At 61.0% G+C, this 19,259-nt stretch carries 15 protein-coding genes and 1 pseudogene; 10 read left to right on the top strand and 6 right to left on the bottom strand.

The window, feature by feature from the left end:
• Positions 1-67: 67 nt before the first annotated feature.
• From MKS85_RS03260 to MKS85_RS03250, 3 genes are all read right to left on the bottom strand, one after another.
• The gene (locus MKS85_RS03260; protein ID WP_076384253.1) at positions 68-1,291 is read right to left on the bottom strand and encodes a zinc-dependent alcohol dehydrogenase; all 1,224 of its coding nucleotides are present in this window, start codon (positions 1,289-1,291) and stop codon (positions 68-70) included.
• A 99-nt stretch (positions 1,292-1,390) separates the two neighbouring features.
• Complete coding sequence (locus MKS85_RS03255; protein ID WP_310662690.1) at positions 1,391-2,344, bottom strand: diguanylate cyclase; 954 nt, start codon at positions 2,342-2,344, stop codon at positions 1,391-1,393.
• 3 nt (positions 2,345-2,347) lie between these two features.
• Positions 2,348-3,358, bottom strand: coding sequence for a response regulator (locus MKS85_RS03250; RefSeq protein WP_310662754.1), 1,011 nt, complete (start codon positions 3,356-3,358; stop codon positions 2,348-2,350).
• A 465-nt stretch (positions 3,359-3,823) separates the two neighbouring features.
• Here MKS85_RS03250 and MKS85_RS03245 point away from each other — a divergent pair, with 465 nt between their 5' ends.
• From MKS85_RS03245 to MKS85_RS03235, 3 genes are all read left to right on the top strand, one after another.
• Positions 3,824-5,266: a coniferyl aldehyde dehydrogenase gene (locus tag MKS85_RS03245; RefSeq protein WP_310662689.1), complete on the top strand. Its 1,443-nt coding sequence runs from the start codon at positions 3,824-3,826 to the stop codon at positions 5,264-5,266.
• 18 nt (positions 5,267-5,284) lie between these two features.
• A complete protein-coding gene (locus MKS85_RS03240; RefSeq protein ID WP_310662688.1) occupies positions 5,285-6,190 on the top strand; it encodes an alpha/beta hydrolase in 906 nt (301 codons plus the stop codon).
• A gap of 63 nt (positions 6,191-6,253) precedes the next feature.
• Positions 6,254-6,913, top strand: a complete 660-nt coding sequence (locus MKS85_RS03235) for a TetR/AcrR family transcriptional regulator (RefSeq protein WP_310662687.1) — start codon at positions 6,254-6,256, stop codon at positions 6,911-6,913.
• Between the two features lie 7 nt (positions 6,914-6,920).
• On the opposite strand, the gene MKS85_RS03230 is transcribed toward MKS85_RS03235, so the two are convergent.
• Positions 6,921-8,750, bottom strand: coding sequence for a sigma-54-dependent Fis family transcriptional regulator (locus MKS85_RS03230; protein ID WP_047225625.1), 1,830 nt, complete (start codon positions 8,748-8,750; stop codon positions 6,921-6,923).
• Between the two features lie 277 nt (positions 8,751-9,027).
• On the opposite strand from MKS85_RS03230, the gene MKS85_RS03225 reads away from it, so the two are divergent.
• The 7 genes and pseudogenes from MKS85_RS03225 to MKS85_RS28870 all read left to right on the top strand — a co-directional run bounded on the left by MKS85_RS03225 (position 9,028) and on the right by MKS85_RS28870 (position 18,132).
• Entirely contained in the window at positions 9,028-9,795 is a 768-nt protein-coding gene (locus MKS85_RS03225) for a coniferyl-alcohol dehydrogenase (RefSeq protein WP_310662686.1), read from the top strand.
• Between the two features lie 94 nt (positions 9,796-9,889).
• Positions 9,890-11,536, top strand: a complete 1,647-nt coding sequence (locus tag MKS85_RS03220; protein WP_076384270.1) for a DUF1302 domain-containing protein — start codon at positions 9,890-9,892, stop codon at positions 11,534-11,536.
• An 18-nt stretch (positions 11,537-11,554) separates the two neighbouring features.
• Positions 11,555-12,916, top strand: a complete 1,362-nt coding sequence (locus MKS85_RS03215) for a DUF1329 domain-containing protein (RefSeq protein ID WP_288911687.1) — start codon at positions 11,555-11,557, stop codon at positions 12,914-12,916.
• Between the two features lie 84 nt (positions 12,917-13,000).
• Positions 13,001-14,080 carry a YCF48-related protein gene (locus MKS85_RS03210; RefSeq protein WP_076384274.1) on the top strand — a complete coding sequence of 360 codons (1,080 nt, stop codon included), beginning with the start codon at positions 13,001-13,003 and terminating at the stop codon, positions 14,078-14,080.
• Between the two features lie 120 nt (positions 14,081-14,200).
• The gene (locus MKS85_RS03205; RefSeq protein WP_231990622.1) at positions 14,201-16,558 is read left to right on the top strand and encodes an RND family transporter; all 2,358 of its coding nucleotides are present in this window, start codon (positions 14,201-14,203) and stop codon (positions 16,556-16,558) included.
• 218 nt (positions 16,559-16,776) lie between these two features.
• Positions 16,777-17,544, top strand: a pseudogene (locus MKS85_RS28875) (PAS domain-containing protein); the annotation flags it as partial.
• A 93-nt stretch (positions 17,545-17,637) separates the two neighbouring features.
• Complete coding sequence (locus tag MKS85_RS28870) at positions 17,638-18,132, top strand: methyl-accepting chemotaxis protein (RefSeq protein ID WP_370695198.1); 495 nt, start codon at positions 17,638-17,640, stop codon at positions 18,130-18,132.
• Between the two features lie 24 nt (positions 18,133-18,156).
• Here MKS85_RS28870 and MKS85_RS03195 read toward each other — a convergent pair whose 3' ends face one another.
• Together MKS85_RS03195 and MKS85_RS03190 are read right to left on the bottom strand one after the other, a co-directional pair.
• A complete protein-coding gene (locus MKS85_RS03195; protein ID WP_013692861.1) occupies positions 18,157-18,753 on the bottom strand; it encodes a cytochrome c3 family protein in 597 nt (198 codons plus the stop codon).
• 9 nt (positions 18,754-18,762) lie between these two features.
• Positions 18,763-19,248, bottom strand: coding sequence for a nitrate reductase cytochrome c-type subunit (locus MKS85_RS03190; protein ID WP_047225631.1), 486 nt, complete (start codon positions 19,246-19,248; stop codon positions 18,763-18,765).
• Positions 19,249-19,259 lie beyond the last annotated feature (11 nt).

The raw sequence follows: 19,259 nt of genomic DNA, 5'->3' as shown, positions 1-19,259 counted from the left end.
GCCCAGGAAGGGCGTGAGGGCATGCGATGAATACAAACCCTCTCGCCCCAGACGCCGGATAAGTCCCCTACGTACTTAGCAGAACGGCCTGGTCATCATTGACCGGTAAAGCAATATCGGGCTCGCCGGGTGTCAGGATGACTTTGCGGCAATCTTCCTGTTTTTTGTCGAATAGCTTGTAGCCCTCGGCGGCCTGTTCCAGGGACAGGCGATGGCTGATGATGACTTCAGGGCTAAGGCGACCGGTCTCGATATGGCCAAGCAGCTCGGGAAGGTATCGCTGCACGTGGGTCTGGCCCATTTTGAAGGTCAGGCCTTTGTCGAATGCGTCGCCGAACAGGAAGCCGTGGATGAAACCGGCATACACGCCCGGTACGCTTACGACCCCACCGCGCCTGACCGCCGCAATGCATTGGCGTAACGCCTTGCCGCTGCTGCCTTCGAGTTTAAGCGTAGCCAGCACTGTTTCGGTGGTGCTGCCTTTGGCTTCAAAACCCACGGCATCCACCACGCCGTCCACGCCCCGCATGCCCTTGGTCTGGCGAATGATCGTGTCCGCCGGGTCGTCGTCTTCATCAAAATTGATGGGAATAACGCCATAGGTTTTCTGTGCATAGGCCAGACGATAGGGGTGATGATCGACCATGAAGATCTGGTCGGCGCCCAACATCCGCGCGCAGGCGGCGCTCAGTAAACCGACCGGCCCGGCGCCATAGATGGCAATACTCGAGCCGTTGCCGATCCCGGCGTTGGTCACCGCTTGAAAGGCGGTTGGCAAGATGTCCGAGAGGAACAGCACCTTCTCGTCCGAGAGGGTTCCCGGCACTTTGAAAGGCCCGGTGTTGGCCTTTGGTACCCTTACATACTCAGCTTGTCCGCCAGGGATACCGCCGTACAAATGACTGAAACCGAACAGAGCTGCCCCGGGCGGGATTGCCTTCTTGTTCAGAATCGCGCCACGACCCGTGTTGGTCGTTTCGCAAGCGGCGAACAAATCCATCTGACAGAAGAAACAGCTGCCGCAGGCGATAACGAAAGGCACCACCACTCGATCGCCGGGTTGAACGGCGGTCACCGCTGAACCGGCCTCTTCAACGATTCCCATGAACTCATGGCCGAAGATGTCGCCATGTTCGACAGCGGGAATTTTTCCGCGATAAAGGTGCAGATCGGAACCACAAATCGCCGTTGCCGTGACACGCAGAATGATGTCGTCACTGTCCTCCAGGACCGGGTCGGGGACCGTGTCGACTTTCACACTGTGTGCACCGTGGTAAGTGAGTGCTCTCATGACTTCCTGCCTCTGGGTCGCGTGGTGATATAGGGCAGAGGCGGGAGGCTGGATGGAAGTTCAGAGCATTAGCGCGGGCACGTGACTGGCGGTCATCATCTACTCATGCACCGTCACCCGATTGCGCCCGGTTTTTTTGGACGTATACAACGCCTGGTCGGCCCGGGCGATCAGTTCGGAGTGGCCGGTCGAGGGCTGGCTCAGGTCTGCCACTCCAAGGCTGATGGTGAAACGGATGCTCTGGTCGTTGTACAGCACCTGCAGTTCTTCGACGGCCTTGCGCAGGCGCTCGGCGAACATCCGGGCACCGGTCTGGTCGGTGTCCGACAGCACCACGCCGAACTCCTCGCCGCCATAACGCCCGGCCACGTCGGAGTCGCGTACGTGTTCGTGCAGAAGCCTGGCGACCTGCTCGATGACCTTGTCCCCGGCCTGGTGGCCATAGGTGTCGTTGACCCGTTTGAAGTGGTCGATATCGAGCATCACCAGGCTCAAGGCATTGCCATAGCGCTGATGCCGCGCATAGGCAGCTTTCAGGTTCGCCTCCCAATGACCGCGGTTGTACAGCCCGGTCAGTCGATCGGTACTGGAGAGCTGCTGCAATTGCGCATTGGCGGCCTGTAGTTGATGCCGGTTGGTGGCGACGTCGGTGACGTCATAGATCACCAGGCAGATGTGACTGATCGTGTTGTCGGGCGAGCGCAGCGGTAACAGCGTGGTGTTCTGGTACATGAACTCTTCCTGGCCGGTGATCGGCTGGTAGCTCTTGAACCGCACCAGATAGGGACGCTGCTCCCAGACAGTGAACGCTGGGGTGCCCAGGGCAGCGACGCTTTCTACCTTGCGGCTGAACCACTGGCGATCGATTTCCGGGAACAGGCTGAAAAAATGCTGGTCGTGGGCGTCCTTTGGCTGCACCCCGGAGCGGTTCTCCATGAACGTGTTCCAGACCTGCACGCGGTAGTCGCGGTCCAGCACCACCACACCGACATCGATGCTCTGAACAATGGCCAGCAACCAGTGAAACTCGTTCAGATCAATGGAATCAGGCATGGCTCAGGTCATCAGGTAGGTGAGTTTTTGGGTCAGCCGCTCGATCGAGTCTTCCGTGAACAGTAACAATAGATCGAAACGAATATCGTGCCCTTCCAGGCTGTAGCTGATTTCCACCGCCAGGGTCTTTTTCCAGTGCTTGCGGTTGACTTGAATCAGCTCCTCGATGGCCGCGTGCTGGCCGAGAATCTGCGGATGCCCCTGAGAAAACACCACGTCGATCTGTTCGGCAATGCTGCTCAGGCAAGCGCCGATCAGAACACTGGAGAGGTCCAGCAGCATTTCCAGGTCCGAATAGTCGCTGCTTTGGCGTTGCATCAGTTGCGCTATGTCAGCAATTTCCGACTCGTGAAATATCAGCAGGGCTTCGCCGGCAATCCCGCTGCCAATAAAGCCCTGGCAGATGGCGGTGAGTTGTTCAGAGCTACCGGCATCGTTCAGCGCCATGTGCAGCTCACCCACCTCAAGGATGTTCACGTTCGGTACCGGTAACTGCACAAACACACCCAGCACCTTGGCGATCAGGGCGGCGGCCTGGCCGATGGCAACGTTGACCGTCTCGCGAAACGCATCGTGAAAACTGATGGCCGTGTTCGTTGCCGGACGATTTTGCGGCGGCGTCTGGCCGGGTTTCGTCAGCAGGCCCAACTGGCTGAGCGTCTGGCGCAGCTCATTTTCGTCAAAAGGTTTTTTCAGGAATGCCAATGCGCCCAGCTCAAGCACGCGGCGTACCGCCTGCTCTTGCACGTCACCGGAGATCACGATGACTTGCGCCTTCAAGCCTTCGGCGCGCAAGGCACTCAACACCTGATAACCATCCATCTCCGGCATGGTCAGGTCCAGCAACACCACCTGGCCCAGGCCCTGGCGTATGGCGTCCATGGCCTGGCGACCATTGCAGGCTTCGGTGACCGAGACTGGCCAGTCCGCCGGCAGCGCCCGTAGCACCTGCTTACGGGCCATGTTGGAGTCGTCACATACCACCAAGGGAATCACTGACACTGGGGCGCCCATTTGAATTGAACGGTAGCCGAGGCCTTCAAGCAGACCGCGCATTGCATTGAACTAAAAACTGGACCAATAAGTCAGGCTAGTCAATCGCATTCATCCTTTACGGGAGTCGCACCATGCGCAACTACACGGTGGGGCTGACGCAAATCAGGGTCGTCGATCAATACCGAGTTAATTAATTAAAACAACCAATTTCTACGCTGATTTGATCCTGAACAGTGTTGCGTCGCCCATGAAGAGCAGCCACTCCGGGGGGGCGTCTTATGGCAGTCCGGACCGGCTATTATCGGCATTTCTTCCTGTTTATAGGCTTTCTAGCCTCGTTTCGGGATATTTGTAAATTAAGAAACCTAGTGGTTTCCTTTCTGTTTTTTTTTGGCATACTCACCCAGCGAGTCGACACAGATGTTTGCTCGAAATGGTATTTAGTGCTGTCTAATAACAATATAACCAGCAGGAACCCACGCCATGCACAGTCCCGATCACCACGCTACGCCAGTCAGCGCCGAACAACTCACTGCCACCCTCGCACGGATGAAACAGGCCCACTTGGTTGACGGACCGGCCAGCCTGGCGCTGCGTCGCGACCGCCTCGATCGGGCCATTGCGCTACTGCTGGACAATCGTGACGCCATCGTCGCAGCGGTGTCGGCGGACTTCGGCAATCGTAGCCGCGAGCAGACGCTGCTTTCCGATATCGGCGGTTCGGTGGCAAGCCTCAAGCATTGCCGTGAGCATCTGGCCGAGTGGATGCAAGCGCAATCGCATCCGTCACCCTTCCCCGGCAGCGAGGCGCGGGTCGAGTACCAGCCGTTGGGCGTGGTGGGCGTGATCAGCCCCTGGAATTTTCCCATCGTACTGGCGTTCGGGCCTCTGGCGAGCATCTTAGCCGCCGGTAACCGGGCCATGCTCAAACCCTCGGAACTGACCCCGCGCACCTCGGCATTGATGGGCGAATTGATCGCCCGATATTTTGACGAGAATGAACTCACCACGGTGCTGGGCGATGCCGAAGTCGGCGCGCTGTTCAGTGCCCAGCCGTTCGATCACCTGATCTTTACCGGTGGTACGGCGGTGGCTCGGCACATCATGCGTGCAGCCTCGGACAATCTGGTGCCGGTGACCCTGGAGCTGGGGGGCAAGTCGCCCGTGCTGGTGTCCCGTAGCGCCGATCTGGCGACGGTGGTGCAGCGGGTCATGACCGTGAAGACCTTCAACGCCGGGCAAATCTGCCTGGCCCCGGACTACGTGCTGCTGCCGGAAGAATGCCTGGAAGACTTTGTCGCCGAGGCGGTGCGCTTCGTCGGTGCCATGTACCCCTCCTTGCACAGCAACCCGGACTACACCTCCATCATCAACCCACGCAATTTCGACCGCCTGCAGGGTTATCTGGCCGATGCTCGCGCCAAAGGGGCGCGGCTGATCGAGATCAACCCGGCGCAGGAAGACCTGGGCGATCGCCAGACCCGCAAGATCGCTCCGACGCTAGTGCTGGATGCCACTGAACAGATGCAGGTGCTGCGCGAGGAAATCTTCGGCCCGCTGTTGCCGATCAAGACCTATCGCGATTTCGCCACGGCGATTGACTACGTCAACGGTCAACCTCGGCCCCTTGCCGCTTATTACTTCGGCGAGGACGCCGGTGAGCGCCAGCAGGTGCTGGAGCGCACGACTTCGGGCGGTGTGGTGATCAATGATGTCATGAGTCATGTGGTGTTCGAGGCGCTGCCGTTTGGCGGGGTCGGTCACTCGGGGATGGGGGCGTATCACGGTGTCTACGGTTTCCGTACGTTCAGCCATGCCAAGGCGGTGGTGGTGCAGAGCCCGGTTGGTGAGTCCAACCTGGCAATGCGCGCGCCTTACGGCGCAATGATCCATGGTTTGCTGGATCAATTGCTGACTGCCCACTGAGTCTTCAGGAGTTTGATCATGAACGTGTTGCCGACTCTCAAGGCCAAGCTGCTGCGTGCCTTTGCCAAGCGCATGAAAGCCAAGTTCACCTATGACGCGGCGCAGTATCCGTTGCGCCTGTTCGAGGAGAAGCTCATCCCCACGGCGTGGGGCCCGGCACGGGCCTTGTTCTATTGGCCCCAGGCGCCGTCCAGCGAACCTTTGCCCGTGTACCTGAACCTGCATGGCGGCGGTTTTGTGGCCGGGGTGCCGGAGCATGACGACAGCTATTGCCGGCGGTTGGCCCACAACCTGGGTTGCCTGGTGGTCAATCTGGATTATGTCCTGGCCCCCGAGTTTCCCTTTCCCGCCGGCTTGCGACAGAGCTTCGCGGTGCTTGAGTGGCTGGCCGAACAGGCCACGACCCTGGGCATCGACCCACAACGCATCGCAGTCGGTGGGCACAGCGCCGGCGGTAACCTGGCCACCGGCGTGGCCAATCTGGCGCGGGAGCACCAACGGCTGCGGGTGGTGCATCAGGTCATCGACTATGCGGCCGTGGATTTAGCCGCGGATCCGGAACTCAAGCGCTCGACCTCTGACAAACCCTTGCTCGGCCCGGGCCTGATGCGCTTCTTCAATCGCTGTTACCTGAGCGATCCGGCGCATGCCCGCGACCCTCTGGCATCGCCGTTACTGGCGACCGTCGAGCAATTGCAGGGCATGCCCCCCGCGACGGTGATCACTGCCGAGTACGATATCCTGCTCGCCGAGGGGCAGGCCTATGCGCAGAAACTGCGTCAGGCCGGTGTGGCGGTGACCGAGAGAATGTTCACCGGATGCGACCATATGTTCACTCACCTGGGACCGGATGCGTCGGCACAGCAGGCGTGGCAGCTCATCGAGGACTCCCTGCGCGAGGCGTTTGCGAGCAGGCTGCGCTAAGCTGGGCACCTTTGTGAAACCACCATCAGGACACGCGCATCATGCCGTTCAACAGGACCCGTAATGCCTGGAACCACTGAGCTGCCCACCCGGCGCGGTCGTCCGCCGGTACGCAGCCGTCAGGAGCAGATGACCTCACTGTTGGATGCGGCGGCGCAGGCGCTTGGCAGCGGCAATTTTGCCAACGTCACCATGGATGCCATCGCCCGCGCCGCCGGGATCTCCAAGAAGACCTTGTACCTGCTGGTGGCGAGCAAGGAAGCGTTGCTCTCGCAACTGGTGGCCAGGGACTTGTCCACCCTTGAACTGCTGTTGGAAAGCGGCATCGACTGCGCCGAGGACCTGCTCAGCGAGTTGCGCATGTACCTGACGTTATGGGCGCGCCTGACCCTGTCGCCGTTGGCGCTGGGGCTCTACCTGTTGGCTGCCCAGGGACGCGAAACGGCGCCGGGCCTTGCCAGGATCTGGTATCAGGAAGGTGCCGGGCGCTGCCTGAGCTTGTTGCGCGGCTGGCTGGGCAAGGCCGCCGGCAAGGGATTGTTGGCACACGAAGATGTCGAGTCAGCGGTGGAGCTGATCGACTCGCTGTTGATTTCCCAGCCGCTCAAGCTGTTCACCCTTGGGGTCCAACAGGCCTGGTCCGACGAGCAGATCGAGCAGCGGGTCGAGGTGACCTTGGGCCTGTTCGGCCGCTGCTTTATCCATCGACCATCTACGCCATGAGGCGCGCCTATTCGCTGGCCGAGCGTCGCGACAGGCGATAGGACAACTGAGCACGGGTCAGGCCCAGACGGCGGGCCGCTTCAGAGACGTTGCCTTTCACTTCGCCCAGGCAGTGGTCAATGATGGTGTCCTCGATCTCTTGCAACGACAGCCGGCTCGGGTCCTTGCCGCCGAACAGCTCCAGACTCGCACCACTGCCGGTACTGGCTGCGGCGCTCGTTGCATGGCGGGCCGGCGGCGGGTCGTTGGGGCTCGCAGCCAGTTGGCCACGGGTGCCGATGGAGAACATGGGCTGGGCCAGGCGTTCACCGCTGGTAAACAAGTGCGCCAGGTCGATGGCGCCGCCGTCCGGGGCGCTGATCACGCCGCGCTCCACCAGGTTCTGTAACTCGCGGATATTGCCCGGGAAGTCATAGGCCAGCAGCGTATCGGCCGTGCGCGGCGTGAAGCCGCTGATCTGCCGACCATGGCGCTGGGTGAAACGATGCAGGAAGTGGGTCATCAGCAGCGGGATGTCTTCCTTGCGTTCGCGCAGCGGCGGCAGGTGGATCGGAAATACATTCAAGCGAAAGAACAGGTCTTCACGGAACTCGCCACGTTGCGCGGCGGCGCGAAGGTCGACGTTGGTCGCGGCGACCACCCGTACATCGACTTTCAACGTGCGGCTGCCACCGACTCGCTCGACTTCGCCCTCCTGCAAGGCGCGCAGCAGCTTGCCCTGGGCCACCAGGCTGAGGGTGGCGATCTCGTCAAGGAACAGGGTGCCGCCATCGGCACGCTCGAAGCGCCCGGCGCGCGATTGAGTGGCACCGGTGTAGGCACCGCGCTCGACGCCGAACAGCTCCGACTCCATCAGGTTTTCCGGGATGGCAGCGCAGTTTATGGCGACGAAGGGTTCATCGTGGCGCGGGCTGATGCGGTGCAGCATCCGCGCAAACATTTCCTTGCCGACGCCGGACTCGCCAGTGAACAGCACCGTTGCCTGGGTCGGCGCGACCCGTCGCAACATGTGGCAGGCGGCGTTGAAGGCCGAGGAAATCCCCACCATGTCGCTGTCTTGTGCCGGTGTTGGATCAACCAGCAAGCTCGTCGGCAGGGCGCCTTTATCGCTGCGGCTATGGGCTGTCACGCTGCGCCCGCCGGTGCTGACAAAAGGTTCGGCGTTCAGGTCGGCCAGGTCCGCTTCGGCGTCGTCCCATTCCTCCGCGGGTTTTCCTATCAGCCGGCAAATGCTGGAACCGGTGGAGCGGCATTCGACCTCGCGGTAGAGAATCAGCCGGCCGACCATTGCCGAGGTGTACCCGGTGGCATAGCCGGTCTGCATCCAGCAGGCCGGTTCGGTGCCGATGCCGTATTGGGCGATGTGCTCATCGTCCTCGCTGGAGTGATGCCAGAGGAATTCGCCGTAATAGGTGCCCAGGTTCATGTCGAATTCGAAATGCACCGGCTCGACCTTCACCGCGCCTTCGATCGCATGAATGATCGGGCCGGCGGCGAACAGCGCCAGGATGTCGGCCTCGGGGAAGCGCTCCTTGATCAGGGCGGCGTCCCGGGCGCCGCAATGGTAACCGGTGCGCAACATGATGCCTCGGGCGCGGGCCAGGCCCATGCTTTCAATCAGCTCTCGGCGTAGCGCGCCGATGCCGCTGTTGTGGATCAGCAGCATGCGCGCGCCGTTCAACCAGATGCGACCGTCGCCCGGGCTGAACATCAGACATTCAGTCAGGTCCTGCAGGGTAGGCGGCGCCCCTGGTGGCAACTGCTCGCTGGCACCCCGCACGGGTTTGTTTGGCGTTGCGCGAGAGAGTTCGGCCAGGGAAATCAGCTTGTTCGCCATCACAAATCCTTAAACGGGATAATCATAATCCGCATAGTGCAGCATGAAATTGCTGAAATCATCACTTTTTTCACCCGCCTGAATCCCCCCTCAAGATACCCACGTGCCTCTGTTTGCGCTGGATGCCGCGTGCTTGAGCGGTTGCCTTGCGATTACTCAGAGATGGCATATCGCTTGCTACAACTAGTTACCGAGATTAACTAATTCGGCAATAACAATATGGCTTGGCTGTCGCCGCCTTCGAGCAGGCAGTACAAGCAAGAATCGGGAAGCCCGTATGAAGTTGACCAACAAGAGGATAGTCGTGACCGGGGTTTCCTCGGGCATCGGCGCCGAAACCGCGAGGATCCTGCGTGCCCACGGGGCCATCGTCATCGGCATGGATCGCAATGAGCCCAACCTGAGCCTGGACGATTTCATCCAGGCTGATCTCAGCCACCCGGATGTCATCGATGCGGCCGTGCAGCAGTTGCCGCAGGCGCTCGACGGCCTGTGCAACATTGCAGGAGTCCCCGGTACCGCCGATCCGCAAGCGGTTGCCCAGGTCAATTACCTGGGGGTGCGCCATCTCTGTGGGGCAGTGCTACCGCGCATCGCAGCCGGAGGCAGCATCGTCAACGTCGCCTCGATTCTTGGTGCGCAATGGCCGCAGCGCCTGGACCTGCACAAGGCCCTGGCCGGTACCCAAAGCTTTGCCCATGGCCAGGCCTGGCTGGCCGAGCATCCGGTGCCTCAGGAGAGCTGCTACCAGTATTTCAAAGAGGCCTTGATCGTCTGGAATTACCAGCAGTCCCAACCCTGGTTCCTGCAGACCTCTGTGCGCATGAACTGCGTGGCGCCGGGCCCGGTGTTCACGCCCATCCTGGGTGATTTCGTCAGCATGCTCGGTCAAGAGCGCGTCGAGGCTGACGCTCATCGTATGAAGCGCCCGGCCTACGCCGATGAAGTGGCGGCTGCCATCGCCTTTCTGTGTGCCGACGAATCGCGCTGGATCAATGGCGTCAATCTGCCGGTCGATGGTGGCCTGGCGTCCACCTACATCTGAACGAGGAGCCCTGGGCGAGTGACCACCGGCCGACTACGAGCGAACGGCCAGTTCAAAAAACATGTTTCCAACAACAAGAACAATGAGGAACACCATGCACAACTCTCGATGCTATCCAGGCTTCAAGCGTTCAGCCCTGGCACTCTCGGTCTGCCTGGCCGGTTGGGCCTCCCAGCCCCAGGCTGCGCAAATAGACCTGGGCGACAGTCAATGGCGCCTGCGCTGGGATAACACCCTCAAGTACAGCCAGGCGTGGCGTCTGCAAGGGGCCGACGACAATCTGGTCAACGCGCCGACGGCGGGGGGGCTGTACCCCTCGATCCAGAGTCAGGGCGACAAGAACTTCAGCAGCGGCCTGGTCTCCAACCGCCTGGACCTGTTCAGTGAGATGGACCTGAGCCGGGAAAACTATGGCCTGCGCCTCAGCGGCGCGGCCTGGTACGACGATATTTACAACAAGAACACCGACAGCAGCGAGCAGCGGCACTTTCTCGACGATACCCGCGAACTGCACGGGCGCGACGCCGAATTGCTCGATGCCTTCGTGTTTGTGCGGGGTGATGTCGGCGAGTCGAGCCAGGGCACCGTGCGACTGGGCCGGCATAGCCTGATTTATGGCGAAAGCCTGTTCTATGGGGGCAACGGCATTGCCAATGCCCAGGGGCCGAGCGATATCGTCAAGCTGCTCAGCGTACCCGGCACCCAGTTCAAGGAAATCCTGCGTCCGGTCAATCAGGTGTCCGGGCAGTTGCAGATCAACCCGCAGTTGTCTGTGGGTGCCTACTATCAGTTCGAATGGGAGCGTTCCAACCTGCCGGGGGCGGGCAGCTACCTGAGTGACAACGATGGCATCGGCGAAGGTTCCGGCGACTGGACCCAGGTGTTTGGCAACACCACCGTGCATGCCTCCGATATCGAGGCCAGGAACTCCGGCCAAGGCGGCATGCAACTGCGCTACAAGCCCGAAGGCACCGAACTGGAACTGGGCTTCTACGCCGCCAAGTATCACGACAAGGCGCCGAGCGCGCTCTATGCCTATCTGGACGGTGCAGCGGCCGCGGCCACCGGGCTGCCGATCCTGGGTTCCTATCGCCAGGTTTACGCCGAAGACATCAAAACCCTCGGCGCCAGCTTCTCCACCGCTTATGGCCCGTTCAATTTCGCCGGCGAAACCTCGGTGCGCTGGGACGCACCGCTGGTGAGCAACCTGCAGGTGGTGACACCTGCCATGGCGGCGGACAACAACGGCGATGCGCTCTACGCCAAGGGCAAGACCGCCCACGTCAACCTCTCGACCATCTATCTGCTGTCGCCCGGCCCGCTGTGGGATGGGGGTTCGGTGCTCGCCGAACTGGCCTGGAACCGCACCCTCAGCGTCACCGACAACCGCGCGGCATTGGACGCCAACACCACCCGGGACGCCACGGCGCTGCGCGTGCTGGCCGAACCGGCTTATTTCCAGGTGGCCGATGGTCTCGACCTGAGCGTACCGATGGGTTTTGGCGTGGTCCTCGATGGGCGCTCCTCAGCGGTCAGCAAGGCCGGGTTCGGCAATACCCACGCAGGCGACTGGAGTGTCGGTGTCAAAGCCACTTACCTGCAACGCTGGGACTTCGGCATCAACTACGTGAACTTCTTCGGCAAGAAAGAGGCGGGGCTGCGCGAGGACGGCAACTTCAGCTACGGGCAATCGCTGGCCGACCGTGACTTTGTCTCCATGTACGTGAAAACCACATTCTAATAAGAGGTTTCATTCGTTATGCACAGTAACCTTTCCTTGCGTATTTCGGCCTTGGCCATTGCCTTGCTCAGTGCCGGCCTGGTGCACGCGGCCGTTTCCCCGGAGCAGGCCGCACGCCTGAACTCGGACCTCACCCCCCTTGGCGCCGAGCGCGCCGGCAACAAAGACGGCAGCATTCCGGAATGGACAGGTGGCTACACCACAGCACCGGCCGGCTACAAGAATGGCGATAAACGCGCTGATCCGTTCGCCGCCGACAAGCCGGTGTACTCGGTCAGCGCGTCCAACATGGCGCAGTACGCCGACCAATTGGCCGAAGGCACCAAAGCCCTGTTGCAGAAGTATCCCGCTTACCGTCTGGACGTCTATCCCACCCGGCGCAGTGCCGCGTCGCCTCAGTGGGTGTATGACAACACCCTGAAAAACGCTACCCGCGCGAACCTTGAGGTGGCCACCGAAAAGGTCAGCGGCGCCTATGGCGGGATCCCATTTCCATTGCCGCAAAACGGCGCCGAGGTGCTGTGGAACTACCGCCTGTCCTGGCAGGGAGGAGACACCTTCTATTCACCTTTTGACACCTGGCTGATGACCGCAGGCGGCAAGAAAATCCAGGCCACCCGCGCGCGTTTCTGGTACCAGCAACCCTACTATTTCAAGGAAGGCAGCCTGGAGACCTTCGCGGGCAAGTTTCTGATCGGCAAACTGGCCACGGAGCAACCGTCCTCCAAGGCCGGCGAGGGCCTGATGACCCACTGGGACATGGACCCCGGCAAACGTGCCGCCTGGCAGTACCTGGTCGGCCAGCGCCGGGTGCGTCGTGCGCCGAACGTTGCCTACGATACGCCGGACTTCGTCACCTCGGGCGTCGGTTTCTTCGACGAGGCCTTCATGATCTTCGGTCCGACCGACCGCCACGACCTCAAGCTGGTTGGCAAGAAAGAGTTGCTGGTGCCCTACAACAACAACCGCGCGGCAGCAGCGAGCAGCGACGAGTTGCTCAAGCCAGGTTTCCTCAACCCGGATCTGGTGCGGTGGGAGAAGCATCGGGTGTGGGTCGTGAGCGCGACACTCAAGGATGGCAAACGTCATGTGGTGCCCAAGCGCACCTATTACGTGGACGAGGACTCCTGGCAAGTGCTGCTGCTCGACGGCTATGACGCCCAAGGCAAGTTGGGGCGGCATAACTATTCGCTGACGTTGCTGGCGCCTGAAATGCCCGCGCTGACCGCTCAGATGATGTGGGGCAGCTACAACCTGGAGACCGGCGCCTACTTCCTGAACTCCTCGGCCAACGACCTGGATGTGCAGTACCAGAGCTATCCGCGTCCGCCGTCCGCGTTCTTCACCCCTGACGCCATGGCCAGCGACAGTATGCGCTAAGCAAGTGCAAGGCGCCGGAGCCCAGGCATCGGCGCCTTGTGCGATCAGCGGTTGGATAATTCTTATGCGGCGGTTGGAGCGGACATGATCGGTAATTTTTCACTCATGCGGGCGCTACCGGTGGCCTTGCTGCTGGCTGCGTTATCAGTGTCAGGCTGGGCGACGGCCAGCCCGGGCATAGCACTACTCAACCAGCCGGCCTTGCAAAGTGCCAAGGCACCCCGTGCGGTACTGCTGGCGGTAACCCGGGCGGGCGATCGGCTGGTGGCGGTCGGCGAACGCGGCATCGTGCTGCTCTCTGATGACTCGGGCCAGAGTTGGCGCCAGGCCCGCGTGCCGGTCAGTGTCAGCCTGACGGCGGTGCAGTTCGTGGATGCCGAACGGGGCTGGGCTGTCGGTCATCTGGGCGTGATTCTTCACAGCACCGACGGTGGCGAAACCTGGGTCAAGCAACTCGATGGTGTCGCAGCGGCGCACCTGGCGCTGGTTTCGGCTCAACAAGGCAACGACGCCAAGCGGCTCAAGGATGCCGAGTGGCTGGTCGCCGATGGCCCGGACAAGCCGTTTCTCGACCTGTATTTCAGCGACCGTCGCAACGGCTATGTGGTCGGCGCCTATGGCCTGATTCTGCGTACCGCTGACGGTGGCGACAGTTGGCAGCCGTGGATGCAGCAGGTGGATAACCCCGAGGGCCTCAACCTGTACGGCATTCGCCCGGCGGGCAGTGCGCTGTTCATCGTCGGCGAACGCGGTCTGCTGCTGCGTTCAACTGACAACGGGAGCCGCTTCGAGGCCCTCGATTCACCCTATGACGGCAGTTTTTTCGGTGTGCAGGGCAGTTCGGCCGGGGAGTTGCTGGCCTTCGGTCTGCGCGGCAATGCTTATTGGTCGGGCGACCAGGGTGTCAGTTGGCGGCGGATCGAGACGGGGCTGGAAGTGGCCTTGTCGGCCGGCACTCGCTCGCCTGATGGCGCGTTGATCCTGGCCAGCCAGGCCGGCGATCTGCTGCTCAGCCTCGATCGAGGCCGCAGCTTGCGGCACTTGAAAGGACCGACCGGCACCTCGCTCGCCGGGCTGGTGGCCGCCCCGGACGGCAGCTTGATTGGTGTCGGCCTCAGTGGCGTGACCCGCCTCAAGCATGACCTTTACTCGGCGCAACGTTGAAACACTTGCCAGAGCCCTATGCGGCCGTATTCGGAGTCCGATGTGAACGACCATAATCCCGCCCTCGAACAGCAAGTGGTAATCGCCCGTCTGGAGGATTTCGATCCGCGTTCCGGAAACATGGGCGAGCGGGCGATTTTCAATCATCGCCCCTGGGTGATTCTGCTCTGCCTGCTGACCACCCTGGTGCTGGGTTACCAGGCCAGCAAGATCGGTCTCAATGCCAGTTTCGAAAAAACCATTCCGACGTCGCACCCTTACGTCGCCAATTTCCTTGAGCGACGCAGCGAATTGAGCGGCCTGGGTAACTCAGTGCGCATTGCCGTGGCGGTCAAGGACGGCAACATCTTCGACAAGGATTACCTCGACGTTCTCGCCAGGCTCAACGACGAGATCTATTTGCTGCCGGGTGTCGACAAGCCTTATATGAAGTCGCTCTGGACGCCGACCACGCGCTGGACGGCCGTGACAGAGGAGGGGCTTGACGGCGGCACGGTGATCCCGGACACCTATGACGGGTCCGCCGCCAGTCTGGAGCAGGTGCGCACCAACGTTGCCCGCTCCGGCGAGATCGGCCAACTGGTGGCGGGTAACTTTCAGTCCAGCGTGATATTCGTGCCGCTGCTGGAAATCAATCCCGTGACCGGCAAGGCGCTGGATGCCGGCGAATTTTCCCGGCAGCTGGAAGCTTTGCGCGACAAATACCAGAGCGATCGAATCCAGATCCACATCACTGGGTTCACCAAGATCATCGGCGACCTGATTGCCGGACTGGTCCAGGTCATGCTGTTTTTCGTGGTTGCCGTGCTGGTGACGGTCGTGGTGCTCTACTGGTACACCCGTTGTGCCCGCAGCACCGCGCTGGTGGTGCTCTGCTCCCTGGTGGCGGTGCTCTGGCAGGTCGGGCTGCTTGCCAGCCTTGGTTACGACCTGGACCCCTATTCGGCGCTGGTGCCTTTTCTGGTGTTCGCCATCGGCATGAGCCACGGCGCGCAGAAGATGAACGGCATCATGCAGGACATCGGTCGTGGCACGCACCGGGTGGTCGCCGCGCGTTATACCTTCCGCCGCTTGTTTGCCGCCGGCATGACCGCGTTGCTTTGTGATGCGGTGGGGTTTGCGGTGCTGATGGTGATCAAGATCCGCGTGATCCAGGACCTGGCGATTACCGCCAGCATCGGCGTGGCGGTGCTGATCTTCACCAACCTGATCCTGCTGCCGATTCTGCTCAGCTATATCGGTGTCGGCGCCAAGGCGGCCGAGCGCAGCTTGCGGGCCGAAACCGCTGAGTTGAAAGCAAACGTCAAGCATCCGCTCTGGAGTTTCCTCGACCTGTTCACCCGGCGCTCCTGGGCTTACGGCGCTTGCCTGGTGGGCCTGGCGCTGGCGGTCGGCGGTTTCGCCGTCAGCCTGCACCTGAAAATCGGCGATCTGGACCCAGGCGCTCCGGAGCTGCGTCCAGACTCGCGCTACAACCGCGATGCGGCTTTCATGACGCAGAACTACGCGGCCAGTTCGGACATTTTCGTGGTCATGGTCAAAACCCCGGAAGACCAGTGCACCCGCTATCCGACCCTGGCGGCGGTGGATGCTTTGGCCTGGCAACTGGAGCAATTGCCGGGAGTCGAGTCGACCAACTCCATGGCGGCCCTGAGCAAGATCGCCGCCGCCGGGTATAACGAGGGCAACTTCAAATGGTACGAGTTGATTCCCAATGACGGGGCCCTCGGCGCGGTACAGACCCGTGCGCCGCGTGAGCTGTTCAACCAGGGCTGTTCGCTGCTCTCGCTTTACGTCTACCTGGCCGACCACAAGGCTGACACTCTGGAGCGGGTGGTGCAGACCAGCGAAGCCTTTATCGCCCAGCAGCAACTGCCGGACGTGAAGTTCATGCTCGCTGCGGGGAGCGCCGGCATCGAGGCGGCGACCAACATTGTGGTAAAGAAGGCCATGCGCGAGATGCTGTTCTGGGTCTACGGTGCCGTGATCCTGCTTTGCTGGGTGACCTTCCGTTCCTGGCGCGCGGTACTCGCCGCGGTGCTGCCGCTGATGCTCACCTCGATCCTCTGCGAGGCGCTGATGGTGGGTCTGGGCATGGGCGTGAAGGTGGCGACTTTGCCGGTGATCGCCCTCGGGGTGGGCATTGGGGTCGACTACGCGCTGTATGTGCTGAGCGTGATCCTGACCCACATGCGCGCCGGCGCCACGCTGTCCGAGGCCTATTACCGCGCGCTGCTGTTCACCGGCAAGGTGGTTCTGCTGACCGGCGTCACCCTGGCTATCGCCGTGGCGACCTGGGCTTTCTCGCCGATCAAGTTCCAGGCCGACATGGGCATCCTGCTGGCCTTCATGTTCCTGGTGAACATGCTCGGCGCGCTGATCCTGTTGCCTGCACTGGCGTACTTCCTGTTGCCACAAAGGCTGTTCGCAAAAAAGCCTGAGGCCGCCGGCGTGTTGCAGCCGGTCGGGGAGGGCTGACTGACGGTCCGCTGGCAACCGAAGGGCCAGACCAGGCAGGCCAATGCGGCTTGCCTGGTCTGGCCATTTCCACGATCCGATGGAGACAAGTCAAAACGGTTTTTCTGCCGTTTATCTGGCGTCAAAACATAATCTTTCACGCCGTATTTAGCCTTCAGCCAACTCGCCGATACCCTCAATAAGGTCCGATCGATTTGTGGGTTCGCCGAGGGTACGTCATGTTTAATTCAACGCTGAAAAGTGAATTGATGGCTAGGACAGCCGAATTGGCAACGTACAAAGGATTGGTGGGTGCTCTGGAGCGGTCGATGGCCGTTGTGGAGTTCAGCCCAGATGGCAAGGTACTGCGCACCAATGAGAATTTCTTGCATACGATGGGGCATCGGGCAGATCAACTGGCCGGTATGTCTCATCGGGATTTCTGCACGCCCGCGCTGGTCAGCAGCGCCGAGTATCGTCAGTTCTGGGACCGCCTGCGGTCCGGTCAATTCGTGTCCGGCACTTTTCAGCGAGTCAATGGCAAGGGTGGGAATGTCTGGCTGGAGGCCAGCTATAACCCGGTAGTGGACGAACAAGGCCGCGTTGTAAAAGTGGTCAAATATGCACTCGACGTCACCGCGCGGGTAGCAAACGAGGCGCAAACCCAAGGCAAGCTGGCCGCACTCGATCGCGCTATGGCGGTGATCGAATTCGATCTGAACGGCAACATCCTGACCGCTAACGACAACTTCCTCAGTGTCATGAATTACTCGCTGGCGGAACTCAAAGGCAAGCACCACCGGCTGTTCTGCGAGCAGGAGCTGGTGAGCAGCTCCGAATACAGCGATTTCTGGCGTCGCCTCAATAGCGGTGAATTTTTCAGTGGTCAATTCAAACGTCTGGGCAAGCACGGCAAGGTTGTCTGGTTGGAGGCCAGTTACAACCCGGTCTACGATGCCGAAGGCAAGCTGAGCAAAATCATCAAGTTCGCCAGTGACATCAGCGAACGAGTCGAGAAATTCGAAGAGGATTCGCGCGGCGCTTCCCGTGCCTACCACATCTCTGCCGAGACCGAGAAAGTCGCTGAACAGGGCTCGCAAGTGATTCAGCAGACGGCCAAGGAAATGCGCCAGATCGCTGACAATATCGGGGCCTCTGCACGATTGGTCGGCCAGTTGGGCGCGCGTTCTGAAGAGATCACGGCCATCGTCAATACCATTCGCGGCATCGCCGACCAGACCAACCTGCTTGCCCTTAACGCGGCCATCGAAGCGGCGCGGGCCGGCGATCAAGGGAGAGGGTTTGCGGTGGTCGCCGATGAAGTCCGGCAACTGGCCGGGCGCACCAGCCGTTCGACGGCCGAGATTGCCGAGATGATCGGCCTGATTCTGTCTGAAACCCGTGACGCCGTCGCCAGCATGACGGTGACCCAGGAGGGCGCCCTGCGTGGCGTAACCCTGGCCGATCAGGCCGGATCGGTTATTCTGCAGATCAGAACCGGTACCAGTGACGCACTCGAAGCGGTGAGCATGTTTGCCTCCAAACTCGATGAGTCCGAGGTCATCCCGAAAACGGCCATCGGCTGGGTAGGTTGATGCGTATGGGCGGCCCGAACCTCCTCACCAGCCTTTGACGCCGCTCATATCAGGCAACTTGTGAGCGATGCCCTTGTGGCAATCGATGCAGGTTGCCTCGCCATTGGCCAGTGAGGTCGAGTGCATGCTCGAGGCGCGCTTGCTTTGCCGGGTGAAGTCCATGAATTCGAAGTTGTGACAATTGCGGCATTCTCGCGAGTCGTTGGCCTTGAGTCGGGCCCATTCGTGCTCGGCCAGTTCACGTCGCAGGGCGAGGAATTTGTCGCGGGTGTCGATGGTACCGAAAATCTTGCCCCAGACCTCCTTGGAGGCCTGCATCTTGCGCGCGATCTTATGGGTCCACTCGTGTGGCACGTGACAGTCCGGACAACTGGCGCGTACGCCGGAGCGGTTGGTGTAGTGGATCGTGTCCTTGAGCTCGACAAACACGTTGTCACGCATTTCATGGCAGGACACGCAGAACGTCTCGGTATTGGTCGCCTCCAGTGCAGTGTTGAAGCCGCCCCAGAAAACGATACCGGCGATAAAGCCCCCAAGCGTCAGGAAACCCAGGCTGTAATACAGGCTCGGACGACGCAGGACGCCCCAGTAGTCCTTGAGCAAGGCGAACAGTGCTTTCATGTTGCCTCCTCAAGGTTTCTTCGTGGCGTTGGCGTTGTCTTGCAGCAGTTTGTCGATTGTCTCGAAATTGTTTCCCACCAAAGGCTTCACGTCCGCCTGCGGTACATGGCACTGGTTGCAGAAGTACCGACGTGGTGAGACGGCCGCCAGCGCTTGGCCATCGCGGTCCATGTAGTGGGTGATGCTGATCATCGTTGCCTGGGTCCGTGCGCTGTTGGCACGGCTGTGACAGGACAGGCACTTGTTGCCGTTCGCGTCGACCTGATAGCCACGGATGGTGTGGGGAATGGTCGGCGGCTGATCCGGGTAATTACGCTCGCGTTTGAGGTCTTTGTTTTCTTCATCGGTAATGGGCGGGGCGGGCATGTTCTGGGATAGAGTGCCGCCGGGGCGACGCCCATCCGGAGCTGGCGCGTCGAGCGGGTAGTTGATTTCAGCCGCGATCACCACGCCAATCGCGGCAAGCAGAAACAAGGGCAGCATTCGAAAAAGCATCAGGGTTCTCC

Source organism: Pseudomonas sp. JL2 (assembly GCF_031570495.1).
Classification (GTDB): Bacteria; Pseudomonadota; Gammaproteobacteria; order Pseudomonadales; family Pseudomonadaceae; genus Aquipseudomonas; species Aquipseudomonas rhizophila.
The sequence above is the reverse complement of the archived record's forward strand: the minus strand, read 5'-3'. Positions and strand labels throughout refer to the sequence as shown.